This is a genomic window from Streptomyces sp. NPDC059256 (assembly GCF_042753785.1).
Classification (GTDB): domain Bacteria; phylum Actinomycetota; class Actinomycetes; order Streptomycetales; family Streptomycetaceae; genus Streptomyces.
In genome coordinates, this window is sequence record NZ_JBHYZO010000005.1 from 15968 (window position 1) to 40070 (window position 24103).

General features: G+C 69.2%; 18 protein-coding genes. 7 read left to right on the plus strand and 11 right to left on the minus strand.

What is annotated here, in order from left to right:
• Window positions 1-95: 95 nt before the first annotated feature.
• The 5 genes from ACFXJL_RS14010 to ACFXJL_RS14030 all read right to left on the minus strand — a co-directional run bounded on the left by ACFXJL_RS14010 (window position 96) and on the right by ACFXJL_RS14030 (window position 7260).
• Window positions 96-719 carry a GntR family transcriptional regulator gene (locus tag ACFXJL_RS14010; RefSeq protein ID WP_329017684.1) on the minus strand — a complete coding sequence of 208 codons (624 nt, stop codon included), beginning with the start codon at window positions 717-719 and terminating at the stop codon, window positions 96-98.
• A 143-nt stretch (window positions 720-862) separates the two neighbouring features.
• The gene (gene sucB, locus ACFXJL_RS14015; RefSeq protein WP_384692205.1) at window positions 863-2752 is read right to left on the minus strand and encodes a 2-oxoglutarate dehydrogenase, E2 component, dihydrolipoamide succinyltransferase; all 1890 of its coding nucleotides are present in this window, start codon (window positions 2750-2752) and stop codon (window positions 863-865) included.
• A gap of 119 nt (window positions 2753-2871) precedes the next feature.
• A complete protein-coding gene (lpdA, locus tag ACFXJL_RS14020; protein ID WP_358882259.1) occupies window positions 2872-4260 on the minus strand; it encodes a dihydrolipoyl dehydrogenase in 1389 nt (462 codons plus the stop codon).
• Window positions 4261-4582: 322 nt separating this feature from the next.
• Window positions 4583-6100, minus strand: coding sequence for a leucyl aminopeptidase (locus tag ACFXJL_RS14025; protein WP_384634614.1), 1518 nt, complete (start codon window positions 6098-6100; stop codon window positions 4583-4585).
• Window positions 6101-6489: 389 nt separating this feature from the next.
• Window positions 6490-7260 (minus strand): adenosylcobinamide-GDP ribazoletransferase, encoded by a 771-nt coding sequence (locus ACFXJL_RS14030; protein WP_384692692.1) that lies wholly within the window; start codon window positions 7258-7260, stop codon window positions 6490-6492.
• Window positions 7261-7421: 161 nt separating this feature from the next.
• Between ACFXJL_RS14030 and ACFXJL_RS14035 the strand changes: the two genes are divergently transcribed.
• Window positions 7422-8174 (plus strand): hypothetical protein, encoded by a 753-nt coding sequence (locus ACFXJL_RS14035; protein ID WP_358882261.1) that lies wholly within the window; start codon window positions 7422-7424, stop codon window positions 8172-8174.
• 165 nt (window positions 8175-8339) lie between these two features.
• Here ACFXJL_RS14035 and cobT read toward each other — a convergent pair whose 3' ends face one another.
• Both cobT and ACFXJL_RS14045 read right to left on the minus strand, forming a co-directional pair.
• The gene (gene cobT / locus ACFXJL_RS14040; RefSeq protein ID WP_384692210.1) at window positions 8340-9446 is read right to left on the minus strand and encodes a nicotinate-nucleotide--dimethylbenzimidazole phosphoribosyltransferase; all 1107 of its coding nucleotides are present in this window, start codon (window positions 9444-9446) and stop codon (window positions 8340-8342) included.
• Window positions 9447-9493: 47 nt separating this feature from the next.
• Window positions 9494-10693: a bifunctional adenosylcobinamide kinase/adenosylcobinamide-phosphate guanylyltransferase gene (locus ACFXJL_RS14045; RefSeq protein WP_384634860.1), complete on the minus strand. Its 1200-nt coding sequence runs from the start codon at window positions 10691-10693 to the stop codon at window positions 9494-9496.
• A 92-nt stretch (window positions 10694-10785) separates the two neighbouring features.
• Between ACFXJL_RS14045 and ACFXJL_RS14050 the strand changes: the two genes are divergently transcribed.
• Window positions 10786-10992, plus strand: a complete 207-nt coding sequence (locus ACFXJL_RS14050; RefSeq protein WP_329017662.1) for a hypothetical protein — start codon at window positions 10786-10788, stop codon at window positions 10990-10992.
• Window positions 10993-11820: 828 nt separating this feature from the next.
• On the opposite strand, the gene ACFXJL_RS14055 is transcribed toward ACFXJL_RS14050, so the two are convergent.
• The 4 genes from ACFXJL_RS14055 to ACFXJL_RS14070 form a co-directional block, all read right to left on the minus strand.
• The gene (locus tag ACFXJL_RS14055; RefSeq protein WP_384692213.1) at window positions 11821-12897 is read right to left on the minus strand and encodes a S1C family serine protease; all 1077 of its coding nucleotides are present in this window, start codon (window positions 12895-12897) and stop codon (window positions 11821-11823) included.
• A gap of 735 nt (window positions 12898-13632) precedes the next feature.
• Window positions 13633-15384, minus strand: a complete 1752-nt coding sequence (locus tag ACFXJL_RS14060) for an ABC transporter ATP-binding protein (protein WP_384692695.1) — start codon at window positions 15382-15384, stop codon at window positions 13633-13635.
• A 144-nt stretch (window positions 15385-15528) separates the two neighbouring features.
• Window positions 15529-16209 (minus strand): class I SAM-dependent methyltransferase, encoded by a 681-nt coding sequence (locus tag ACFXJL_RS14065; RefSeq protein ID WP_384634866.1) that lies wholly within the window; start codon window positions 16207-16209, stop codon window positions 15529-15531.
• 143 nt (window positions 16210-16352) lie between these two features.
• Window positions 16353-16949: a DUF3043 domain-containing protein gene (locus tag ACFXJL_RS14070; RefSeq protein ID WP_358880078.1), complete on the minus strand. Its 597-nt coding sequence runs from the start codon at window positions 16947-16949 to the stop codon at window positions 16353-16355.
• A 302-nt stretch (window positions 16950-17251) separates the two neighbouring features.
• Here ACFXJL_RS14070 and ACFXJL_RS14075 point away from each other — a divergent pair, with 302 nt between their 5' ends.
• From ACFXJL_RS14075 to ACFXJL_RS14095, 5 genes are all read left to right on the plus strand, one after another.
• Window positions 17252-18052, plus strand: a complete 801-nt coding sequence (locus ACFXJL_RS14075) for a PspA/IM30 family protein (RefSeq protein WP_329017652.1) — start codon at window positions 17252-17254, stop codon at window positions 18050-18052.
• A gap of 113 nt (window positions 18053-18165) precedes the next feature.
• Entirely contained in the window at window positions 18166-18453 is a 288-nt protein-coding gene (locus ACFXJL_RS14080) for a hypothetical protein (protein ID WP_358880079.1), read from the plus strand.
• Window positions 18454-18686: 233 nt separating this feature from the next.
• The gene (locus tag ACFXJL_RS14085) at window positions 18687-19973 is read left to right on the plus strand and encodes a sensor histidine kinase (protein ID WP_384634626.1); all 1287 of its coding nucleotides are present in this window, start codon (window positions 18687-18689) and stop codon (window positions 19971-19973) included.
• Window positions 19970-20653, plus strand: a complete 684-nt coding sequence (locus ACFXJL_RS14090) for a response regulator transcription factor (RefSeq protein WP_329017646.1) — start codon at window positions 19970-19972, stop codon at window positions 20651-20653. Before ACFXJL_RS14085 ends, ACFXJL_RS14090 begins: the two co-directional genes overlap by 4 nt.
• 183 nt (window positions 20654-20836) lie before the next feature.
• Window positions 20837-23980: an efflux RND transporter permease subunit gene (locus tag ACFXJL_RS14095; RefSeq protein ID WP_384692220.1), complete on the plus strand. Its 3144-nt coding sequence runs from the start codon at window positions 20837-20839 to the stop codon at window positions 23978-23980.
• The last annotated feature ends 123 nt before the right edge of the window (window positions 23981-24103 follow it).

A 24103-nucleotide genomic window follows, 5' to 3' on the forward strand; every position in this document is an offset into this window, starting at 1 on the left:
GGACACGGACCATGCCCACAGCCTCGAACAGAAACGTTGAGCCGGCCTAAAACAGCAGGCTGTCAGGGACCCCGACAGCCCCGCGAGATCGCGGACTACGCGCGGGGCGCGCACCCGAGCACATGCGCCTTCACCAGGAGACCGATGTCCGGATCACGCCGTAGGAAAGCCTCCACCAGCGCCTCGTGCTCCTCCGCGTAGGACTGCTGGACCGTACCCAGCCATCTGATCGACAGAGCGGTGAAGACCTCGATGCCGAGCCCCTCCCAGGTGTGGAGCAGGACCGCGTTGTCCGCGGCTCGTACCAACTCCCGGTGGAAGGCGACCGTATGGCGGACCTGGCCGGCCGAGTCACCCGCCTGGTCGGCGGCGTACAGCGCGGTCACATGGGGCTGGAGCGTCGAGCAGTCCCGGGCAAGGTGCTCGGCTGCGAGTTCCGCCGCGATCTGCTCAAGCCCCGCCCGTACGGGATAGCTCTCCTCCAGGTCGGCAGCGGTCAGATTGCGCACCCTGACGCCCTTGTTGGGCGCGGATTCGATCAGCCGAAGGCTCTCCAGCTCGCGGAGCGCCTCTCGGACCGGGGTCTGGGAGACCTGGAGCTCAGTGGCGATGCCGCGCTCGACGATCCGCTCTCCCGGCTTCCAGCGGCCACTGACGATCCCCTCCACGATGTGCGCGCGGATCTGCTCCCGCAGCGACTGGACGACGGGCGGGGTCATGGGGGGCTCCTTCAGGGATGGGCATAGCTCACCGATTATGCCCCTCGGTCGGCGGGGGACAGCGGACGCACGGCGCCCCCGCCCGGGAGAACCCCGGACGGGGGCGCCGTACTGCACTGTCGGTAGACACCTGCCGACGGGCCTTAAAGGCCCAGTTCAACCTCGAACTCGCCGGCTTCCAGGATCGCCTTGACCGCGGTCAGGTAGCGGGCGGCATCCGCGCCGTCCACGAGACGGTGGTCGTACGAGAGCGAGAGATACGTCATGTCGCGGACACCGATCACGGTGCCTTCCGGCGTCTCGATGACCGCCGGGCGCTTCACCGTGGCACCGATGCCCAGGATGGCGGCCTGGGTCGGCGGCACGATGACCGTGTCGAAGAGCGCACCGCGCGAACCGGTGTTGCTGATGGTGAAGGTCGCACCCGCCAGGTCGTCCGGCCGGATCTTGTTGGACCGGACGGCGCCGGCCAACTCGGCGGTCTTCTTGGCGATGCCGGCGATGTTGAGGTCGCCCGCGCCCTTGATGACCGGCGTCATCAGACCCTTCTCGGAGTCCACGGCGATGCCGATGTTCTCCGAGTCGAAGTACGTGATGGTGCCTTCGTCCTCGTTGATCCGGGCGTTGATGATCGGGTGGGCCTTCAGCGCCTGCGCGGCGGCCTTCACGAAGAACGGCATCGGGGAGAGCTTGACGCCCTCGCGAGCCGCGAAGCTCTCCTTGGCCTGGCCGCGCAGTCGCATCAGCTTGGTGATGTCGACCTCGACGACCGAGGTCAGCTGCGCCTGGGTGTGCAGCGCCTTCATCATGTTGTCGCCGATGAGCTTGCGCATCCGGGTCATCTTGACCGTCTGGCCGCGCAGCGGGGACACCTCAAGGGAGGGCGCCTTCGCGGACGGCGCAGCAGCCGCGGGTGCGGCGGCCGGGGCCGGGGCTGCGGCCTTGCTGGCCTCCGCCGCTGCGATGACGTCCTGCTTGCGGATGCGTCCTCCCACGCCCGAGCCCTTGACCGCGGAGAGGTCCACGCTGTTCTCGGAGGCGAGCTTGCGGACCAGCGGGGTCACGTACACATCGCTGCCGACGGGGGCTGTGGGCTGGGCCGGGGCGGCGGGTGCTGCCGGTGCTGCCGGTGCCTGCTGGGCAGGTGCCGGAGCCGGAGCCGCGGGCTGCGCAGGAGCGGGTGCGGGCGCGGGTGCCGGAGCCTGAGCGGCGGGTGCCGGGGCTGCGGGCTGAGCCGGCGCCGCAGGTGCTGCCGGCGCGGGTGCAGGTGCCGGGGCGGGCGCCGGGGCCTGCTGGGCAGGTGCCGGAGCCGGGGCCGCAGGCTGGGCCGGAGCGGCAGGAGCCGCACCGGGAGCACCGATGACGGCCAGCTTGGCGCCGACCTCGGCGGTCTCGTCCTCGCCGACCACGATCTCCAGCAGGACGCCGGCCGTGGGCGCGGGGATCTCGGTGTCGACCTTGTCGGTCGAGACCTCCAGCAGCGGCTCGTCGGCCTCGACGGAGTCGCCGACCTCCTTCAGCCAGCGGGTGACGGTGCCCTCGGTGACGCTCTCACCGAGCGCGGGCAGCACCACGTCGGTGCCACTCGCACCGCCGGCGGGTGCGGCCGGAGCCTCCTGCGCGGGTGCCGGAGCCGGGGCCTGCTCGGCCGCCGCTTCGGGAGGTGCCTGCGCCGGAGCTGCGGGCTGAGCCGGGGCTTCCTGAGCCGGAGCCTCCTGAGCGGGAGCCTCCTGCGCCGGAGCCGGAGCCGGGGCCTGCTCGGCAGCCGGTGCCGAAGCCTCGGCCGGAGCGCCGCTGCCGTCGTCGATGATGGCCAGCTCGGCGCCGACCTCGACGGTCTCGTCCTCGGCGACCTTGATGGAGGCGAGCACGCCGGACGCGGGCGCGGGGATCTCGGTGTCAACCTTGTCGGTCGACACCTCCAGCAGCGGCTCGTCGGCCTCGACGCGCTCGCCCTCGGCCTTCAGCCAGCGGGTGACAGTGCCCTCGGTGACGCTCTCACCGAGCGCCGGAAGGGTTACGGAAACCGACATGGTTTCAGTTGCTCCTAACGGTGGGGTCTCCCCAGCTCAAGCGAAGCGCGAGCAGAGGGGAAATGCGGAAGTGGTCGTCTGTCCCGAGGGACTCAGGCGGCGCGAGCTGCGGGGACGGCTCAGTCATGCGCGTGCAGCGGCTTGCCCGCGAGCGCGAGGTGGGCCTCTCCGAGCGCCTCGTTCTGGGTCGGGTGCGCGTGGATGAGCTGCGCCACCTCGGACGGCAGGGCCTCCCAGTTGTAGATCAGCTGAGCCTCGCCGATCTGCTCGCCCATCCGGTCACCGACCATGTGGACGCCGACCACGGCGCCGTCCTTGACCTGGACGAGCTTGATCTCGCCCTGAGTCTTGAGGATCTTGCTCTTGCCGTTGCCACCGAGGTTGTACTTCAGGGCGACGACCTTGTCCGCACCGTAGATCTCCTTGGCCTTGGCCTCGGTGATACCGACGGACGCGACCTCCGGGTGGCAGTACGTCACCCGGGGCACACCGTCGTAGTCGACCGGGACCGGGTTCAGACCGGCGAGCCGCTCCGCCACCAGGATGCCCTCGGCGAAGCCGACGTGTGCGAGCTGAAGCGTCGGGACGAGGTCGCCGACCGCGGAGATCGTGGGCACGTTGGTGCGCATGTACTCGTCGGCCAGGACATAGCCGCGGTCCATCGCGACGCCCTGCTCCTCGTAGCCGAGACCGGCGGAGACCGGACCGCGACCGACGGCCACCAGCAGCACCTCGGCCTCGAAGGTCTTGCCGTCCGCGAGGGTCACCCGGACGCCGTCCTGCGTGTACTCGGCCTTCTCGAAGAAGGTGCCGAGGTTGAACTTGATGCCGCGCTTGCGGAAGGCGCGCTCAAGAAGCTTGGAGCTGTTCTCGTCCTCGACGGGCACCAGGTGCTTGAGGCCCTCGATGACCGTCACATCGGCGCCGAAGGACTTCCACGCGGAGGCGAACTCCACGCCGATCACACCGCCACCGAGCACGATCGCGGACTGCGGGACGCGGTCCAGCTTCAGCGCGTGGTCGGAGGAGATGATGCGGTTGCCGTCGATCTCCAGCCCGGGAAGCGACTTCGGTACGGAACCGGTCGCGAGGAGGATGTGCCGGCCCTGGATGCGCTGGCCGTTGACGTCGACCGACGTCGGCGAGGACAGTCGGCCCTCACCCTCGAAGGTGGTGACCTTGCGCGAGGCGATCAGGCCCTGGAGTCCCTTGTACAGGCCGGAGATCACCTCGTCCTTGTACTTGTGCACGGCCGCGACGTCGATGCCCTCGAACGTCGCCCGAACACCGAACTGCTCGGATTCACGGGCCTGGTCGGCGATCTCACCGGCGTGCAGCAGAGCCTTGGTGGGAATGCAGCCGTAGTGCAGGCAGGTGCCGCCGACCTTGTCCTTCTCGATCAGGGCGACGTCCAGGCCCAGCTGGGCTCCACGCAGCGCCGCAGCGTAACCGCCGCTACCGCCGCCGAGGATCACTAGGTCGAAAACGGTGCTGGCGTCGTTCGCCACGTCACGTCCTCCATGCATGTGCGCCGGTCGCCGGGGTCCCCTTCCCGGGGACGACCGGCCTCTCGGCTGGTGTGCGGCCGTTTCTTCGGCCCTGTCGTGGGCCCTGTCCTGCCGAGCCCATCTTCGCACTTGTTGGGGGAAGACGGGACGCGGGGCGGGTGTCTTCTGGCGTCTGATCGATCACCTCAAACATTACCGGGGCGTAACAACCCCGGTAAGGCCGAAACGATTCCGCCCACAGCGGCATTTCGTCGAGAGCGAACGCCTCTGCGAGAGGGTGGCGGCGGTACGGAGCCACTCGCCGCCACCCTGCGAAGCGTCGTCAGCCGAGTTCGCCCGCGCCGATCCGCTCGGCCAGCCGGACCAGGGTGCGCACGGACGAGCCGGTGCCGCCCTTGGGGGTGTAGCCGTACGGGGCTCCCTCGTGGAACGCCGGACCGGCGATGTCCAGGTGCGCCCAGGTGATGCCCTCGCCCACGAACTCCTGGAGGAACAGACCGGCCACCAGGCCGCTGCCCATCCGCTCGCCCATGTTCGCGATGTCCGCGGTCGGGGAGTCCATGCCCTTGCGCAGTTCGCTCGGGAGCGGCATCGGCCAGGACTGCTCGCCGGCCTCCTCCGCGGTCTCGTAGATCGCGGTGCGGAACGCGTCGTCGTTGGCCATGATGCCGAAGGTGCGGTTGCCGAGCGCGACCATCATGGCGCCGGTCAGCGTGGCCACGTCCACGATCGCGTCGGGCTTCTCCTCCGACGCCTTCCACAGCGCGTCCGCCAGCACCAGCCGGCCTTCGGCGTCGGTGTTCAGCACCTCGACCGTCTTGCCGCTGTACATCCGCAGCACGTCGCCGGGGCGCACGGCGGAACCGGACGGCATGTTCTCCGCCAGGGCGAGCCAGCCGGTGACATTGACCGGCAGCCCGAGCCGGGCGGCGGCGATGACGGCGGCGAACACCGCGGCGGCGCCGGCCATGTCGCACTTCATGGTCTCGTTGTGGCCGGCCGGCTTGAGGGAGATGCCGCCCGAGTCATAGGTGATGCCCTTGCCCACGAGCGCCAGCGTCTTGGCGTCCTTGGAGTGGGTGTAGGTGAGCTTCACCAGCCGCGGCGGGTTCTGGGAGCCCTGACCGACGCCGAGGATGCCGCCGTACCCGCCCTTGATCAGGGCCTTGTCGTCAAGGACCTGCACCTTGACGCCGTGCTCCTTGCCCGCGGCGGTGACGACCGCGGCGAAGGACTCGGGGTACAGGTCGTTGGGCGGGGTGTTGACCAGGTCCCGGGCCCGGTTCAGCTCCTCGGTGATGGCGAGCGCACGCTCGGCCGCCGCCTTGTGCGCCTTGTCCCGCGGCTTCGCGCCCAGCAGGGCGATCTCGGCGAGCGGCGCCTTCACGCCCTTGTTGTCTTCGCCGCCCTGGTAGGCGATGAAGGCGTACGCACCCAGCAGCGCGCCCTCAGCGATCGCCTCGACGTCCTCGGACGCCTCGATCGGCAGCGCGAAAGCGGCCTTCTTGGAGCCGGCGAGCGTACGGGCCGCGGTGCCGGCGGCCCGGCGCAGGGACTCGGCCCCGTACGCCTCGTCCTCGTTCGGTACGGACCCGAGGCCGACCGCGATGATCAGCGGTGCCTTGATGCCGGCCGGCGCGGGCAGCTTGGTCACCTCGCCCTCGGAGCCACCGGCTCCGAGGGTCTCCAGTACGGAGGCGAGCCTGCCGTCGAACGCCTTGTCCACGGCCTCTGCGCCCGGTGCGACCACCGGGCCCTTGTCGCCCTTTGCGACCCCGATGACCAGGGCGTCGGCGCGCAGCGTCGCGGCACCGGCAGTGCTGAGAGTGAGAGCAGTCACGGTGGTGAAATCTCGCTTCCGTTGAGTTAGAGGGGCCATTTCGGGGCCGTTGGGGGGATAGGTCGACACCCCGCCCGGCAAGAGCCTACGCGCGGTCATACGGGTCGCTCACGGCGGCAGCCGTTCACTCCGGCCGTGGCGTCCGCCCTGGTTGAGGACATTCGGGGGAGCAGTGCGGGGTGAGACTCGTGTGGCGTGAGCGAGGGGACGGGTGGACTCCCTTGAGGAGAGCGGAACTTGGGGTGCAGCCCTCCGTGGGGTGTCGTCGTCGTCCTGTGCGGCCCGGTTCGCGGTACTGACCGCACTCCGTTCACCACGGGCGCACACTCCACCGCCCGAAGGGGCGACCGACGCACTCGCAAGGGCCCGACCTGGGGCGACCCGTCGGGTCAGCCCAGGGCCAGCGCGACCAGGCAGATCGTCGCGGACGTCTCGGCGACGGCACCGAAGACGTCCCCCGTCACCCCGTCGAAGCGCCGTACGCAGTGCCGAAGCAGCAACTGGGCGGCCAGCAGTCCGCTCGCGACGGCCAGTGCGATGTGCAGTGCGCCGAGCGGACCGGGGGCGGACAACCAACCGGCCGCGGCACAGAGCAGCGTCACCCCTGCGGTGATCGCCAACGCCGCCCGTACGGAGAGCACCTCCGCCACCAGTGCGCCCAGCCCCTCGGCACGGGCGGCCGGCACTCCCGTTCGGGCGGCGAGGGTGAGCGCCAGCCGAGCGGCGACCTGGCTGACGACCGCGGCGAGCGCTCCGTGGCCCCAGCCCTGCGCGTACAACTCGGACAGGGCCGCGATCTGTGCCAGCAGGGTGAACAGCAGCGTCAGTACGCCGAAGGGGCCGATGTCCGACCTCTTCATGACCCTCAGCGCGTCCTCGGCGGGGCGCGCGCTGCCGAGTCCGTCGGCCGTATCGGCGAGTCCGTCCAGATGGAGGGCGCGGGTGAGGACGGCGGGCACCGTCGCCGTCGCGATCGCCACGAGCAGTGGCCCGGCGCCCAGCAGGACGAACAACCCGCCCGCCCCGGCAGCGACCAGACCGACCACCACGCCCACCAGCGGCGCGCACGCCATCCCGGCGCGCGCGGCCTCACGGTCCCAGCGCGTGATGCGCACGGGCAGGATGCTGAGGGTGCCAAAGGCGAAACGTATGCCGGTCATAGCCGTGGAGACGGGGGCTTCACTCACCGCCGAAGGGTAGCCCGGACCTGTTCGGCAGCCGATCCCCGCGCCACCACAGGAGACCTCCGCTCGATGATCCCGCCCGCTGTCCCACCAGCGACGGTAAATTGCGCATATCACGCAAAACGGGAGGACTTTCTATGGGGCACTGGTTCTCCACCAACATCGTCGAGCCGGGAAAGCTCCCGATGTTCCTCGCCCTCGCCTCCTTCGTACTGACCTTCCTCATCACCCGCGTGATCACCCGCATGATCCGCGCGGGCCGCGGCCCCTTCCGCAACATCGCATCGGGAGGGGTGCACATCCACCATGTGGTGCCCGGAGTCATCCTCACCCTCGTGGGCGGTTTCGGCGCCGTGGGCAGCGGACAGCACGGTGTCACCGCGGCCGTCTGCGCAGTGATCTTCGGGGTGGGGGCGGGACTCGTCCTGGACGAGTTCGCGCTGATCGTCCACACGGACGACGTGTACTGGACCGAAGAGGGCCGGCAGAGCGTCGAAGCCGTCATCGTGGCCACCGCACTCGCCATGCTCGTGCTCAGCGGCTTCTCACCACTCGGCGTGGACAGCCTCACCCCGGACGAACGACAGAACCGCGCCACCCTGATCAGCACCCTCGTACTGAACTTCCTACTGGTGATCGTCACCCTCTTCAAGGGCAAACCACAACTGGCGCTCATGGGCACCCTGGTGCCCTTCGTGGCGATCTTCGGCGCGGTTCGGCTGGCCAAGCCCACCTCACCCTGGGCACGGCGCTTCTACCGCCGCAGGCCGAAGTCCCGGGCCCGAGCCTGGCTGCGCGCCTATCGACACGATCGACGCTGGGACGGACCGCGCCGCAAGTTCCAGGACCTGATCGGCGGTACGCCCGACCCCGAACGGCTGGGACGCTGACGGCCCGTCCACGCCCCACGGCCGGCCGTGCTCATGACCGTCCGGGCCCCGCGACCGCCCATGGCTGGCTGTCCATGCCCGTACATTCTTCGCCGCAGCCTCTGTACTCGTCACTGCGTGCCACGGGCGAAATTGTTCCGGTCGCTCCCCGCGGGGCGGGCCCGTTCAGTCCCGGTCGTCCCCCGCGGACGTCGACTCGTCCCGCGCCTCAGTCGGCTCACCGGGTTCGGGACGCTCGGGCAACTCGGCAGCCAGCGCGGCAGCCGCCCGGACGAGAGGGAGGGCGAGCAGCGCTCCGGTGCCTTCCCCCGCCGTCACGCCATGGTCCAACAACGGGGTGAGCGCCATCCGGTCCAACGCCTTCGCCTGGGCGGGCTCCCCGGTCAACTGGCCGGCCAGCCACCAGTCCGGTGCACGGTACGCAGCCCGCTGCCCCACCAGCGCACAGGCGGCCGAAACCACTCCGTCCAGAATCACGGGCATCCGTCGCGTCGCACTCTGGAGGAGGAAGCCGGTCATCGCCGCCAACTCTGCGCCCCCCACCGCGGCCAGCAACTCCAACTGATCGCCCAGCACCGGGCGGGCCCGGCGCAACGAATCCCGGATCGCGGCACACTTGCGCATCCACGCCAGATCGTCGATCCCGGCGCCACCACGACCTGTCACCACCGAAGCGTCCGTACCGCACAGCGCCGCAATCAACGTGGAGGCGGCAGTGGTGCCACCGACGCTCAGATCACCGAGCACCACCAGGTCCGTGCCGGAATCCGCCTCCTCATCGGCGATCGCCATACCCAGGCGAACCGCACGCTCCGTCTCATCGACCGTCAGCGCGTCCTCGATGTCGATGCGCCCACTGCCGCGCCGCACCCGATGGTGCACCACGTCGTCCGGCAGCAGATCGGGGTCGCAGTCCAAGCCGGCGTCGATGACGCGCACCTGGACATCCGACTGGCGGGCCACCACCGCCACGGGACTCGCCCCCTCCAACACGGCCCGCACCAACCGGTGCGCCGACCCCGCCTCCCGGCCCGACACCCCCAGCGCCGCCACCGCGTGATCACCGGCGAACAGCACCACGCGCGGCTGACCAATGGGCTTCACCGGCACCTGGCCCTGAGCGAGCGAAAGCCACTCGCCCAACTCGTCGAGTCGACCCAGCGCTCCGGGGGGAACGGCGAGCCGGGCCCGGTGTTCCTCAGCACGCTGGCGGAGGCCACTGTCCGGGCGCTCGATCAGATCGGAGAAGTCATCGAGATTCAGCCTGCTCATTCGCCGAACAGTACCCGCCCACCCCAGCCATCCGCCTACCCCGTCGATCAGCTCCGGAGCACCAGCGGCTGCCCGGCGACCACCAGCAACACCTGCTCGCACTCCGCCGCGAAGGCGGCGTTCAGTCGACCGAGCTCATCACGGAAGCGGCGCCCCGACGCGGTGGCGGGGACCACCCCCGACCCGGTCTCGTTCGTCACCGCGACGAGCGTGCGCGGAGTCTCCCGCACCGCCGTGACCAACTCGGCCACCCTCTTGCGCAGCGCGGTCTCACCGCTCTCCCGCCACTGCACGTCGTCCCAGGCGCCCACCTGGTCCATCGCATCGGTGAGCCACAACGAAAGACAGTCGATCAACAGCGGCGGGCCGTCCTCCGTGAGCAGCGGGACGAGATCACAGGTCTCCGCGGTACGCCAGGACCCCGGCCGACGGTCGCGGTGCAGGTCCACCCGGGCCGCCCACTCCTCGTCCCCCTGCCGGGTGCCGCCCGTGGCCACGTACAACACCCCGGGGAACGTCTCCAGCCGACGTTCGGCCTCCAAGGACTTGCCCGAACGCGCCCCACCGGTGACCAGGGTGCGCCGGGGCACATCGGGGACGGCGTGGTACTCGCCGACCACCAGCGTCGTCCCGTCCGGTACGGTCCGCGCCCCCGCGGCGGCCAGCCTGCGGTCCAACTCGGGCCCACCAGGGACCTCATGGCCGATGTGCACGGCGATCACGTCCGTGGTCGCACCGATCGCCCCGACGGCCCTCAGTCGCGCGATCGCATCCGGACGCCCCACCACATCGGCCACGACCATCTCATAGGCCGCCCGCCCCTCCGCGACACCGGCCGGAGCGCCACCCGGAGGCAGGTACAGCAACCGATCGCCCTCGGGGGAGGAGACCTCGTAGCCCGTGCCCGGGTGGTCCATCGCCACCGCCCGCACCCGGTGACCGCTGATCAACGTCAACACCCGTCCATCGGGAACCCGCCCCGCCGACGGCAGCCCCGCGGGCAACTCGACGGCCGGTCCATCGTGCGGGTGAGTCAACAACACCTGCCGTACGCCCACGAGCGAATGCCCTGCCCGCGCTGCGGCCAGGGCGGCTCCGGGCGTCAGATCCAGGAGCAGCGCCCCGTCGATGAGCAGCGCGGTGGCTGCCCTGGCCCGGGGGCCACGGGCAGCGGCACACGCGGCGCAGGGACAGTCGGGCTGAGGGAGACCGGCAGGAGATCCGGTGCCGAGCAAAGTCACTTCCACATCCACGATCCTGCCTCCTCACCGCAGCCAGTGCGCGCCCGGATACGCTGCGGGCAGGACAGAGATCCTTTGCGGGACTCAGGGAGGCGTACATGGCATGGACGTGGCGGTTCGAGAAGTCCGACGGAACGGAGGTCCAGCCGGCGGTCGAGCCGGAGGAGTTCACGACGCAGGGGGACGCGGAGTCCTGGCTGGGTGAGCACTGGAAGGAGCTGCGAGACGGCGGCGCGGACCAGATTCACCTCTCGGAAGACGCGACCAAGATCTACGGCCCCATGAGCCTGGACGCCCCGGAGTAGCTCTCCGGGCGGACGGCTGTGCGAACGGGTCCCCGAAGAGGGAATCTTCGGGGGCCCGGGGGGGCTGGGGGTGCGGGTTTTGGCTGTTTCCGCGCGAAGCCCGTGCGTGGGTTTCCACCTTGGACGGTGAAGGGTTCCGTCCTCAAGCGCCGGACGGGCTGAGCTGGGCCCGGGGCAGCGGGTCCTAGCTGTTTCCGGGTGGAGCCCGTGTGTGGGTTTCCGCCCTGGGAGGCGGAGGGTTCCGTCCTCAAGCGCCGGACGGGCTGGGTGTTTCCGGGTGGAGCCTGTGCTGTGGGGTTGGCTCTGGGGGGCGGGGCTTTGGGGGGTCCGGGTGCGGGGTGGGGTTGGTTCGGGTGGTGGGGGTGCTTTCGGGCGTGACTCCTCAGCGCCGGCGGCCAGCGGCTGGCCCGTAGGTGACAGCCCTGAAGCCGCCGACGCTTCCGGGGACACCCCCTGCGCGCCCCCAATACCGCAACCAGGTCCGCCCACCTCCAGCCCGTCCAGAAGTCGGGCTCAGAACGGGTCCTCGGTGGAGTAGCTGCCTCTGCCCCTGGCTCGTCCATAGGTTCAGCCATAGAACAGGCTCAGGCCCCCAGTGGGAATTTCCCCTGGGCCATCGAACGGGTTCAGAGCCAAAAAGTGGGGGACGGCCGCGTATGGGGCCTTGGTGTCAGGTGAGGGAAGTCCGTCGGGTGGTCCCCGGGGCGGGTGGGGGCATGGTCTGCTCCCGGGCATCAGCCGGCGGGGTAGAGATCCCTGGGGCACTGTTCGGGAACATTGGTTGCTTCGATGCTTTGGGCAGTTGGTTGAGGGGTGAAGTCGGCGGGCTTAGATCTCGCCCAAGGTGACCTCGGCCGTTTTGGAGTCGCCGCCACGTTGGTATCCCACAACCACCTTCTGGCCGGGCTCGTCCGAAGCCAATGCCTCGGCGAGAGAAGTGATGGTCGTGATCTGTGCGGAACCGACCTTGGTAATGATGTCACCGGGGCGCAGCCCGGCTTCGTCGGCTGCACCGTCCTTTTCGACCGTCACCACTGCCGCGCCGGAAGGCTGGTAGCTGTCGTCGAGAACCGTGCGGGCGGTGATGTCCAGGGCGGCTCTACCCGAGTCGATCACTCTTCCGCTCTGGATGATCTGGTCGGCGACCGTCTTCACCATGCTGGCTGGGATGGCGAAGCCAATTCCCGGTGCTGACCCCTCGCCGAGTGACGGGTCGCTCGCAGCCAGGGTCGGGATCCCGATGACCTCACTGTCCAGATTGACCAGCGCGCCGCCACTGTTGCCCGGGTTGATCGCCGCCGAGGTCTGGAGCATGTTCCCGATGGTGGCGCCCGTGCCCCCACCCGATTCGCTCTCCGTGACCGTCCGTCCGACCGCCGAGATGATGCCTTGGGTGACGCTGCTCGACAGCCCGAGTGGCGAACCCATCGCCAACACGATCTGCCCCACCTGGACCCTGGACGAGTCTCCGAACTTGGCCGGTTTCAGCTCGGCCGGGACCTTCTCCAGCTTGATGACCGCGAGGTCCTGTTCAGGGTAGGAGGAGACCAGCCGTGCGCTGAGGGGGGCCTCGCCCGTCGCGACGGTGACTCTGAAGGAGGTTCCCTCGCCCACGACGTGTGCATTGGTGATCACATGGCCCTTGGTGTCATAGACGATCCCCGAGCCGAGGGCATCACCCGCCTCGATCTGGACCACGGACGGCAGCACGTTCTTGATGGCCGTCTCGTAGTCCGACTGGAGGTCGTTCGCGGCCTTCGGCGGCGCAGCGCGCGTGGAGGTCTCAGGCTGAGCGGTGGGCGTACTGGAACAGCCTGCGATCAAAGTGGCCGCGGCTGCACAGACCCCAACGCTGAGGACCAGCATCCGGCGCATACTCCAGGCGGGGCGAGGGGATGCATCCATGACCGGAGTATCCCTTTTATTGCTTTAGTCCGTCCCCTGGTGCGCATCCGAACAGGTGGCACCCCTACGGGTCGACACACCTGGCCGTGCCCCACAGGAACTCCCTCGGTACCGAGCCTGCTGCGCCGCCGTCCTCAATTTCGGTGTCGAGCCCCATGTGCCACCTGGGCGCTCACTTTCACCCCGACCCGAGCCTTTCCCGCGGCCCGGCGAAGACTCCCCATCCATGGCTGAACCTATGGACGAGCCGGGGCAAGCAGAACCCTCTTAGGCACTCCCCATCCGGGACCACCCCATCCATGGCTGAACTCACGGACAGGCCAGGGGCAGGCAGACCACCTGGTTGCGGTATTGGGGGCGCGCAGGGGGTGTCCCCGGAAGCGTCGGCGGCTTCAGGGCTGTCACCTACGGGCCAGCCGCTGGCCGCCGGCGCTGAGGAGTCACGCCCGAAAGCACCCCCACCACCCGCACCAACCCAAACCCCAGCCGGACCCCCCAAGACCCGCACCCCCACAGAGCAGCCCCACAACACACGCTCCACCCGGAAACACCCAGCCCGTCCGGCGCTTGAGGACGGAACCCTCCACCGTCCAAGGTGGAAACCCAGGCACGGGCCTGACCCGGAAACAGCTAGGACCCGCAGCCCCGGACCACCCTCAGCCCGTCCGGCGCTTGAGGACGGAACCCCCCGTCCCCCAGGGCGGAAACCCACACACGGGCTCCACCCGGAAACAGCTAGGCCCCCCCACCCCCCTCCCCCCCTGACAAGAACTGCGTCGCCGCCAGTTCCCCATACAGCGGATCCCCCGCCACCAGCTCCGCATGCGTCCCCACCGCGCGTACCTTGCCCGCGTCCATCACCACGATCCGGTCGGCCAAGGTCACGGTGGAGAGCCGGTGTGCCACCACCAGGACGGTCACTTCGCGGGCCACTTCCGCCACCACGTCCCGTAGCGCGAGCTCGTTCACCGCGTCGAGTTGTGAGGTTGCCTCGTCCATCAGCAGGAGTCGCGGCTTGCGCAGCAGGGCGCGGGCGATGGCGACCCGTTGGCGTTCGCCGCCGGAGAGTTTGGAGCCGCGGTGGCCCACGAGGGTGTCGAGCCCGTCGGGGAGGCGGCTCACCAGCGTGTCCAGTCGGGCCTTCACCAGGACTTCGGCGATGTCTTCGTCCGTGGCGTGGGGGGCGGCGAAGACGAGGTTGTCGCGCAGGGTGCCCGCGAGCACCGGTGCGTCCTGTTCCACGTAGCCCATGGCTGCCCGGAGTTCGGCCAGGGGCCAGTCGCGTACGTCCTTGCCGTCCACCAGGACTCGTCCGTCGTCCACTTCGTAGAACCGTTCGATGAGGGCGAACACGGTCGTCTTGCCTGCTCCTGACGGGCCGACGAAGGCGGTCATCCCTCCTTCCGGTATGTCGAAGGAGACCCCGTGGTGCACCGGTGGGAGGTCGTCCCGATAGCGGAAGGCGACCCCTTCGAACGCGACGGATGCCGGTGCGGCACGCTGCGGGAGCACGGACTCCTGGGCGCCCGGGTCCTCCGTCGCCAGTTGTTCGGCTTCCGCGATGCGGGCGATGGCGGCTGAGCCCTGCTGGTACTGGGTGGCGGCCTCCACCATCCGTGACACCGGATCGATCAGGTAGAAGAGGAAGAGGAGGAAGGCGACGAGGGTGGAGATGGAGATCGCTCCGGATGCGACGCGAGCGCCGCCGATGCCCAGGACCGCCAGGAACGACACCTGTACGGCCAGCCCCACGGATGACGAGGCCACGGACTGCCATTTCGCGGAGCGCACCCCATGGCGCCAGGCGTCGGTGGCGGCTGCGGTGACGACAGCTGTCTCTCGGTCTTCCGCGCCGGACGCCTTGACCGTACGGAACGCTCCGAAAGCCCGTTCGAGTACGGTCGAGATCTCCGCAACGGATTCCTGTGCCCGCTGGGTGGATCGGGCGATCTGCGGCATCACCAGGGCGATACAGCCTCCGATCAGCACGATCACCGCGAGCGTGACCCCGAGGAGTACCGGGTCCATGACGGCCATCAGCACGATGGTGGCGACGAACGCGATTCCGCCCGTTGCGGCGGAGACGATCGACTGTGTGGTCACCGCGCGGAGGAGGGTGGTGTCCGAGGTGACGCGGGACATCAGATCGCCGGGTTGGGTCCGCTCCATCTCGGTCAGCCGCAGGCGGAGCAGTCGTCCGATGAGGGAGCGGCGGGCCGCCAGCACCACGGATTCGGCGGTGCGCTCCAGGATGTAGGCCCCGACCGCTTCGATCGCGGTACCGATGATCACCAGGCTGGTGAGCAGTAGGAGTATCCCGGTGATCGACTCATCGTTGCCCAGTCGGTCGACGAGGGACTTCGCCGCGAGGGGCTGGCCCAGTCCGGCCACGGTACCGACGAGGGCGAGGGAGGCACCGAGCGCCACGGTCCAGCGGTGTGGCTTGAAGTGTGCGTAGAGCGCCCGCCAGGTCTCCCGGGCGGGCAGCCGGGCTGGCGCGGTTTCGCTCGTTTCGGTGAAGCCGGGGCCGGCGGGGTGCGGGGTGGATTTAGCGGTGCTCACCCCTACGATGACGCGAAATCTTCGCCCGCACCTGACTGGCCGGAAGCACTTGCTGCCCCGGCGCGGGCGTCAGCCCCGTACCCCGCACAGGTGCAGCAGTGCCGCGACCTGGCGATAGGGGTCCGTGCGGCCCGCGCGGTCCTCGGCGGCCAGGAGGCGTTCCAGGGCGGTGGCCGCGGGGATCTCGGTGTCCGCTCCCCGGTCGGTGAACACCTGCACTCCGTACCAGGCGTGCAGGGGGGCAGCGATGCCCGACAGTGCAGCGGTCAGTGCTTGGAGCCGGTCGGTCCGCTCCACGACCCCGCTGCGGTCGGTCCAGGTGCCCGCGTCGAAGGCGGCCAGCGTCGCGTCCCAGTCCCCGTTCAGTCCGGGGGCGAGGGCGAGCGCGTCCCCGTTGCGGACGAGTAGGGAGAGCAGTCCGCCGGGAGCCAGCATCCGGGCGAGGCCGGCGAGCATGGCGTCCGGTTCCTGTTCGGACATCAGTACGCCATGGCACAGGACGACGTCGAAGCTGCCGGGCAGGAAGTGGACGCCGGTCTCGCGGCAGGCGCCTTCGATGAACCGGACGCGTTCCCGGATGCCGGCGGGTTCGGTCGCCAGGGATTCCTGTGCGGCCCGCAGGAGACCGGCGTCGGATTCCAGTCCGGTGATGGTGTGGCCCGCCCGGGCCAGCCGGAGCGCTTGGACGCCCCTGCCCATGCCGACGTCGAGTATCCGCAGCCGCTGTCCCACGGGGTAGCGGGCGGCCATCTGCTCGTCGAGTTGGCGGGCCACCAACTCCTGGCGGACGGTCTCCTTCAGTCCACCCCGCAGTACGGGGGCGGGCGTGACCGGCTGAATCTGCCCCTCAGGCCCTCCTGGCACGGCGGCCGTACCTTCGAGGGCCTGGCTGCTCAGGGTCGCTCTCCGCGCTTGACCTGGGGCTTCGGCAGACGAAGTCGCCGCAACTGGAGCGTACGCATCAGGCCGTAGGCGACTGCGCCACGCTTCGGCTCATCCGGGTAGCGCTCGCGCAACTGCTTCTTCAGCCGAATGGCGAGCCCGATGGAGTCCACGACGATCATGACGATGACACCCAGCCAGACCAGCAGTGCGATGTTCTGCATCTGACGGTTCTGGATGAGGCTCATGATGAGGATCAGGACGGCGATCGGCAGAAAGAATTCGGCGATGCAGAAGCGCGAGTCGACGAAGTCGCGGACGAACCTTCGCACCGGGCCCTTGTCGCGAGCGGGTAGGTACCGCTCGTCACCGCTGGCGAGGGCCTCGCGCTGACGGGCCAGATCGGAACGGCGTGCCTCACGCGCACGCTTCATGGCCTCCTTGCGGTCCGCCGGCGCGCTTGAGGCGCGGCGACGCTGACTCTGGGCCTCACTGCGCTTGGGCGTGGGGCGGCCCTTGGGGGCCTCGGGATCGCGGGGCTGCTTGGAGAGGTCCGCCGTCACCTGATCGGTGGGGGCCTTCTCTGTCTTGGCACGGCTACGGAACACAAAGCCCAAGGGTACGGGGTGGCAGGCATGGACCCAACGCCGGAGGGGAACGATCCGGCAACACCAAGCGTCTGTAGGGGGCAGAAGGGGCAGAACGTACATTGCGTGGAGTTCCCCCTGAGGCTCCTGAGGTTTCCCTGACGGCCGTCTACTCCCTGCGCCGGATCGGAAGCTGTCCGCAGTCGTCCTTGGGGATGAGCGCATCCACGCTCGAACAGTGCGGTAATGGATGTAGGGCCCGTACTGTGGGTTCTGTTGGAGTGCTGGAGCCGGAGTCCGTCAGAAGGGGGCGCGCGAAGCCCATGAGCGGTGTCATGAAGCGTATGGGGATGATCTTCCGCGCGAAGGCAAATAAGGCCCTGGATCGGGCCGAAGACCCGCGCGAAACCCTGGATTACTCATATCAGAAGCAACTGGAGCTGTTGCAGAAGGTGCGCCGGGGCGTCGCCGATGTGGCCACGTCACGCAAGCGCCTCGAACTTCAGGTGAACCAGCTCCAAGGCCAGTCCTCCAAGCTGGAGGACCAGGGCCGCAAGGCGCTGGCACTGGGCCGCGAGGACCTGGCGCGTGAGGCGCTCTCCCGCCGGGCCGCGTTGCAGCAGCAGATCAGCGACCTGGAAGTGCAGCACCAGACCCTCCAGGGTGAAGAGGAGAAGCTCACCCTGGCGGCTCAGCGCCTGCAGGCGAAGGTGGACGCCTTCCGCACCAAGAAGGAAACGATCAAGGCGACCTACACGGCTGCTCAGGCGCAGACGCGGATCGGTGAGGCGTTCTCCGGGATTTCCGAGGAGATGGGCGATGTCGGCCTGGCCATTCAGCGGGCCGAGGACAAGACCGCGCAGCTCCAGGCCAGGGCCGGGGCCATCGACGAGCTGCTCGCTTCGGGTGCGCTGGACGACCCGTCCGGCATGGCGAAGGACGACATCGCCGCCGAGCTGGACCGCATCTCCGGTGGTACGGATGTAGAGCTGGAGCTCCAGCGGATGAAGGCCGAGCTGGCGGGTGGCAGCAGCTCCTCGCAGCAGGCCATCGAAGGAAACAAGGGGGCCCCGCAGGACGCGCCCGGCCAGCACACCAACAAGCCCAACTTTGACAAGAACTGAATAAGAACTGATCAGAGCCGAGGCAGAACCCGAGCGGGACCGAGAGGTCCCGGTCAGGCACCCCAGCACCGCTCAGCACCTGTCCGAGTGACATCGACCAGTAGGGGCTCGTCATGATCGTACGGATCATGGGGGAGGGCCAGGTGAAGCTGGCTGACACCCACTTCGCCGAACTGAACAAGCTCGACGACGAGCTGCTCGCCGAGATGGAGCGGGGTGACGGTCCCGGTTTCCGCCGGACTCTCGCCGCGCTCCTGGAGCGTGTGCACGCCCTCGGGGAGCCCCTGCCGGACGATGCCCTGGAGCCATCAGAGCTGATCCTTCCGGCAGCGGACGCGACGTTGGAGGACGTGCGGGCGATGCTCGGCGACGACGGATTGATCCCCGGACTCCCCGGCTGATCACACGCAGTTGCCGGGCTCCTGGCTGAGCAGCCCCCGCTTTCCACAGCCCCGGTCTCCCGCCTCTTCCGGCCGCTGCGCGGGCCACCCCGCTGCCATCCCGTAAGAATCCGAGCCCTTCGTGCATGGTTCGGCGAGCGCGGCCACACCCGAGACGGCGGTGGCGGCGGGTCCAAGGTGACCAGGAGGAAGCGCCTTACCCGCCCGCAGGGTCACGCCGTACCGTTCCTGGCGTGACCTCACTCGCTTCCGGCTTCGCCCGCACCCAGCGCTGGCTCCGTGAGCACCCGTTGGCGCTCGACGGGTCGCTGGCCGTGACGGTGCTGATCTGCATGGTGATCGGATCCTTCGCCGAGCCGTACGGCGAGCACGGGCCCGAGTTCGGCGCCCGCACCCCCGAGTTGCGCAGCGTGGTGTTGATCGCCCTGGTATCGGCCGCGCTCGTCTTTCGCCGCAGCAGGCCGATGGGCGTACTGCTCTTCACCGGGTTGCTTTCCGTCGCCGAGTTGATCATCGGTGATCCTGCCGCTCCGGTGGTGATGAGCGCGGTGATCGCCCTGTACACCGTCGGCTCCCGTACCGATCGGCCCACCACCTGGCGGGTCGGGCTCCTCGCGATGACCGTGCTCACCGGCACCGCCATGTTCTTCGGCTCGACCCCCTGGTACACCCAGGAGAACCTGGGCATCTTCGCTTGGACCGGCATGGCCGCTGCCGCGGGGGACGCGGTCCGCAGCCGCCGCGCGTTCGTCGACGCCATCAGGGAACGGGCCGAACGCGCCGAACGCACCCGCGAGGAAGAGGCCCGCCGCCGGGTGGCCGAGGAGCGGCTTCGGATCGCCCGTGACCTCCATGATGTGGTCGCCCACCACATCGCCCTGGTCAATGTGCAGGCGGGAGTGGCAGCCCATGTGATGGACCGACGCCCCGACCAGGCGAAGGAGGCACTCGCACATGTACGGGAGGCAAGCCGTTCCGCGCTCAATGAACTCCGCGCCACGGTCGGTCTGCTCCGGCAGTCGGGCGACCCCGAAGCCCCCACCGAACCGGCCCCCGGCCTCGCCGTCCTCGACGCCCTCGTCACCACCTTCCGGCAGGCCGGCCTCCCGGTCGAGGTGGCCCGCGCGGACGACGGTGCACGACCGCCGTCCGCCGTTGATCTCGCTGCGTATCGGATCATCCAGGAGGCGCTGACCAATGTGCAGAAGCATGCCGGCCGGGAAGCGACGGCCGAGGTCAGCGTGATCCGGGTCGGTGCCACCCTGGAGGTCACGGTCCTGGACAACGGAAAGGCGCCGGAGCTCTGCCCGGCGGGTTGTGCGGACCATCCCGGGGGCCCGCTGCCCCCGTCCGAAGACCCTGCGGACTCCGATTCCGGGGGAGGCGGCCACGGTCTGCTCGGGATGCGTGAGCGGGTCACCGCGCTCGGCGGCCGGCTCAGCGCGGGCCCCCGATACGGAGGCGGTTTCCGAGTGCAGGCGATACTGCCCCTCACGGCTCGTACGGGGGAGAATAGATGACGATCAGGGTGCTGCTCGCCGATGACCAGACGCTCCTGCGCAGTGCGTTTCGCGTGCTGGTGGACTCGGAACCCGATATGGAGGTCGTCGGCGAGGCCGCGGATGGAGCGGAGGCGGTCGCCCTCGCCCGTTCCACGCGTGCCGACGTCGTCCTGATGGACATCCGGATGCCCGGCACCGACGGACTGGCAGCCACTCGCATGATCAGCGCGGATCCCGAGCTCGCCGAGGTGCGGGTGGTGATGCTGACGACCTTCGAAGTGGACGAGTACGTGGTCCAGTCACTGCGAGCCGGGGCGTCCGGATTCCTCGGCAAGGGCGCCGAGCCCGATGAGTTGCTCAATGCGATCCGGATAGCCGCGGCGGGTGACGCCCTGCTCTCACCGGTCGCGACCAAGGGCCTGATCGCCAAGTTCCTGGCCCAGGGCGGCGACATGGACACCCAGGAGTCCGAGAGCTACTCCGAGCGCCTCGGCGCGCTCACCAGCCGGGAGCGCGAGGTGCTCGTCCTCGTGGCCGGGGGGTACACCAACGACGAGATCGCCGAACGCCTCCAGGTGAGCCCCCTCACCGTCAAGACCCATGTGAATCGGGCGATGGCCAAGCTCGGTGCGCGCGACCGGGCCCAACTGGTGGTCACCGCGTACGAGTCCGGACTGGTACGTCCAAGGGTGGAGTGATCCGGCTCCCCGTCGTACTCCAACCGCGGTATGCCCCAGATAAAGAAACGGGACCTGGGGCCGACAGCCGGGCCGATTCGATGGCGGATGGTATTAGCGGGGTTCTGGCGGTCCGTGTCTGCACGTCCGCCCCCGGCGAACCCTCCGCTCCTTGCCTGCCGCGAGTCACAGAAGAGAGTCCCCATGTCCTGGCTGTCTCAGTTCAGCCTGAAACAACGTGCGCTGGTCGGGCTGATGTCGATCGTTGCGATCGTCTTCGGCGCGATTGCCATACCCCAGCTCAAACAGCAGTTGCTGCCCTCCATCGAACTGCCCATGGTGTCGGTGCTCGCCCCTTACGAGGGCGCGTCCCCGGACGTCGTCGAGAAGCAGGTCGTGGAGCCGCTCGAAAGCTCCCTGGAGATGGTCGACGGCATCAAGGGCATCACCTCCACGGCGAGCGAAGGCAATGCCGTGATCATGGCCAGCTTCGAGTACGGGGACGGCACCAAGCAACTCGTCGCCGATGTGCAGCAGGCGGTCAACCGAGCCAGGGCGCAACTCCCCGACACCGTCGATCCGCAGGTCATCGCCGGCTCGACCGACGACATCCCGACCGTCGTCCTCGCGGTCACCTCGGACAAGGACCAGCAGACGCTCGCCGACCAACTGGAGCGCACGGTCGTCCCCGCGCTTGAGGACATCGAGGGCGTCGGACAGGTCACCATCGACGGCGTCCAGGACCTCCAGATCTCCGTCACCCCCGATGACGCCAAGCTGGTTCGGGCCGGTCTGAACACCGCCGTCCTCGCCGAGGCACTGCGTGCCGGTGGAGCCACCGTTCCCGCGGGTTCGTTCAGCGAGGCCGGCAAGAGCCGCACGGTCCAGGTCGGCGGCGGCTTCACCAGCGTCCAGCAGATCCAGGAACTGCGGATCGCGCCCCCGGCGCCCGCCAAGGGCAAGCCGGTGCGTGTCGCCGATGTCGCCACCGTCCAGCAGACGCCCGCCACCGCGGTCTCCCTCACCCGGACCAACGGAAAGCCCAGCCTGGCCGTCCTCGCCACCATGGACAACGACGGCAGCGCCGTCGCCATCTCCGAAGCGGTCACGGACAAGCTGCCCGAGCTGCGCAAGGACCTCGGCTCGGGGGCCGAGCTGTCCGTGGTCTCCGACCAGGGACCCGCGGTCTCCAAGGCGATCTCCGGACTCACCACCGAAGGAGCACTGGGACTGCTCTTCGCGGTGATCGTGATCCTGGTATTCCTGGCCTCGGTGCGCTCCACCCTGGTCACGGCCGTCTCCATCCCGCTGTCCGTGGTCCTCGCGCTGATCGTGCTGTGGACCCGTGACCTCTCCCTCAACATGCTCACGCTGGGCGCGCTCACCATCGCCATCGGCCGTGTCGTCGACGACTCGATCGTGGTCCTGGAGAACATCAAGCGCCACCTCGGCTACGGCGAGGAGCGCGAGAGCGCGATCGTCAACGCAGTCAAGGAGGTCGCGGGAGCGGTCACCGCGTCCACGCTGACGACCGTCGCCGTCTTCCTGCCGATCGGTCTGGTCGGCGGCATGGTGGGCGAGCTGTTCGGCTCGTTCTCCCTCACCGTCACCGCGGCACTGCTCGCCTCGCTGCTGGTGTCGCTCACCGTCGTCCCGGTGCTGTCGTTCTGGTTCCTGCGCGCACCCAAGGCCGTACGGGGACTGGACGCCGACGAGGCCCGTCGGATCGCCGAGGAGAAGGAGGAGCGCAGCCGGCTCCAGCGGATGTACGTACCCGTCCTGCGCTTCGCCACGCGCCGCCGTCTGACCAGCATCGGCATCGCGGTCGTCGTCCTGTTCGCCACCCTCGGCATGGGCGGTCTGCTGAAGACCAACTTCTTCGACCAGGGCGAGCAGGAGGTCATGTCGATCAAGCAGGAGTTGCCGCCGGGCACCAGCCTGGAGGCGTCCGACGCTGCCGCCAAGAAGGTCGAGCAGGTCCTCTCCGGTCTTGACGAGCTGAAGAACTACCAGGTCACGGTGGGTTCCTCCGGGTTCATGGCGGCCTTCGGCGGAGGCACGGGCTCCAACCAGGCGTCCTATCAGATGACGCTCAAGGACGCCGGAGACTACGAGAAGGTCCGGGACCGCATCGATGCGGAACTGGCCAAAATCGACGGCGTCGGCGACACGACCATCGCGGCGGGCGAGGGCTTCGGCAGCCAGGACCTGAGTGTCGTGGTGAAGGCGGCCAACCCGGACACGCTCAAGACGGCGGCCGAGTCCGTCCGCAAGGAGATCGCCGGGCTCGACGACGTCACCGACGTCCAGAGCGACCTGGCCCAGTCCATCCCGCGGATCTCCGTGAAGGCGAACGCCAAGGCGGCCGAGGCGGGATTCAACGACGCCACCCTCGGAATGGCCGTCGCCCAGGCAGTGCGCGGCACCCCGTCCGGCAAGGCGATCATCGACGACACCGAGCGGGATGTGGTCATCACCTCCGCCCGGCCCGCGAAGACCCTCGCCGAACTCCAGAACCTGCCGCTGGGCGCGGTCAAGCTCGGCACCATCGCCGATGTCAAGCTGGTGCCGGGGCCGGTCTCCATGACCCGCATCGACGGCTCGCGCGCCGCGACGATCACGGCCAAGCCGACCGGTGACAACACCGGCGCCGTCAGCTCCGAGCTCCAGACCAAGCTGAACTCCCTGGATCTGCCGGAGGGCGCCACCGCCTCCATCGGAGGGGTCTCCGAGGACCAGGACGAGGCGTTCGCGTCCTTGGCCCTGGCGATGTTCGCGGCGATCGCGATCGTGTTCATGCTCCTGGTGGCGGCGTTCCGTTCGCTGATCCAGCCGCTGATCCTGCTGGTCTCCGTCCCGTTCGCGGCAACCGGCGCGATCGGACTGCTGCTCCTCACCGGTACGCCGATGGGCGTGCCGGCGATGATCGGCATGTTGATGCTGATCGGCATCGTGGTCACCAACGCGATCGTGCTGATCGACCTGATCAATCAGTACCGTTCCCAGGGCCTCGGTGTGGTCGAGGCGGTCATCGAGGGCGGTCGACACCGGCTGCGCCCGATCCTGATGACCGCACTGGCGACGATCTTCGCCCTGCTGCCGATGGCGCTCGGTGTCACGGGCGAGGGCGGCTTCATCGCCAAGCCGCTGGCCATCGTGGTCATCGGCGGACTGCTCACCTCGACGCTGCTGACCCTGCTGCTCGTACCGACGCTGTACGCGATGGTCGAGCTCCGCAAGGAGCGCCGTGCCGCCAAGCGGGCTGCGAAGCGTGCGGAGAAGTCCGGCGAGGCGACGGCCGAGGACGAGGGCGCGCAGAGCGAGGAGCCGAGCCCGGTCAAGGTCTGATCCCAGCGCACCCATGACGGCCCACCCGGTCCGCGGTCCCGAGAGGAACCCGGACCGGGTGGGCCGTTCCACACCTGGGCACAGCTGGAGAACACAGTGCCCCGGCCGTCATCGACGACCGGG

Bases quoted from the DNA above. Each gene is read 5' to 3' on its own strand.
- ACFXJL_RS14010 (WP_329017684.1), bottom strand. From the start codon at position 719: ATGACCCCGCCCGTCGTCCAGTCGCTGCGGGAGCAGATCCGCGCGCAC.
- sucB (WP_384692205.1), bottom strand. From the start codon at position 2,752: ATGTCGGTTTCCGTAACCCTTCCGGCGCTCGGTGAGAGCGTCACCGAG.
- ACFXJL_RS14030 (WP_384692692.1), bottom strand. From the start codon at position 7,260: ATGACCGGCATACGTTTCGCCTTTGGCACCCTCAGCATCCTGCCCGTG.
- ACFXJL_RS14035 (WP_358882261.1), top strand. From the start codon at position 7,422: ATGGGGCACTGGTTCTCCACCAACATCGTCGAGCCGGGAAAGCTCCCG.
- cobT (WP_384692210.1), bottom strand. From the start codon at position 9,446: ATGAGCAGGCTGAATCTCGATGACTTCTCCGATCTGATCGAGCGCCCG.
- ACFXJL_RS14050 (WP_329017662.1), top strand. From the start codon at position 10,786: ATGGCATGGACGTGGCGGTTCGAGAAGTCCGACGGAACGGAGGTCCAG.
- ACFXJL_RS14055 (WP_384692213.1), bottom strand. From the start codon at position 12,897: ATGGATGCATCCCCTCGCCCCGCCTGGAGTATGCGCCGGATGCTGGTC.
- ACFXJL_RS14065 (WP_384634866.1), bottom strand. From the start codon at position 16,209: ATGGCCGCCCGCTACCCCGTGGGACAGCGGCTGCGGATACTCGACGTC.
- ACFXJL_RS14075 (WP_329017652.1), top strand. From the start codon at position 17,252: ATGAGCGGTGTCATGAAGCGTATGGGGATGATCTTCCGCGCGAAGGCA.
- ACFXJL_RS14080 (WP_358880079.1), top strand. From the start codon at position 18,166: ATGATCGTACGGATCATGGGGGAGGGCCAGGTGAAGCTGGCTGACACC.
- ACFXJL_RS14090 (WP_329017646.1), top strand. From the start codon at position 19,970: ATGACGATCAGGGTGCTGCTCGCCGATGACCAGACGCTCCTGCGCAGT.
- ACFXJL_RS14095 (WP_384692220.1), top strand. From the start codon at position 20,837: ATGTCCTGGCTGTCTCAGTTCAGCCTGAAACAACGTGCGCTGGTCGGG.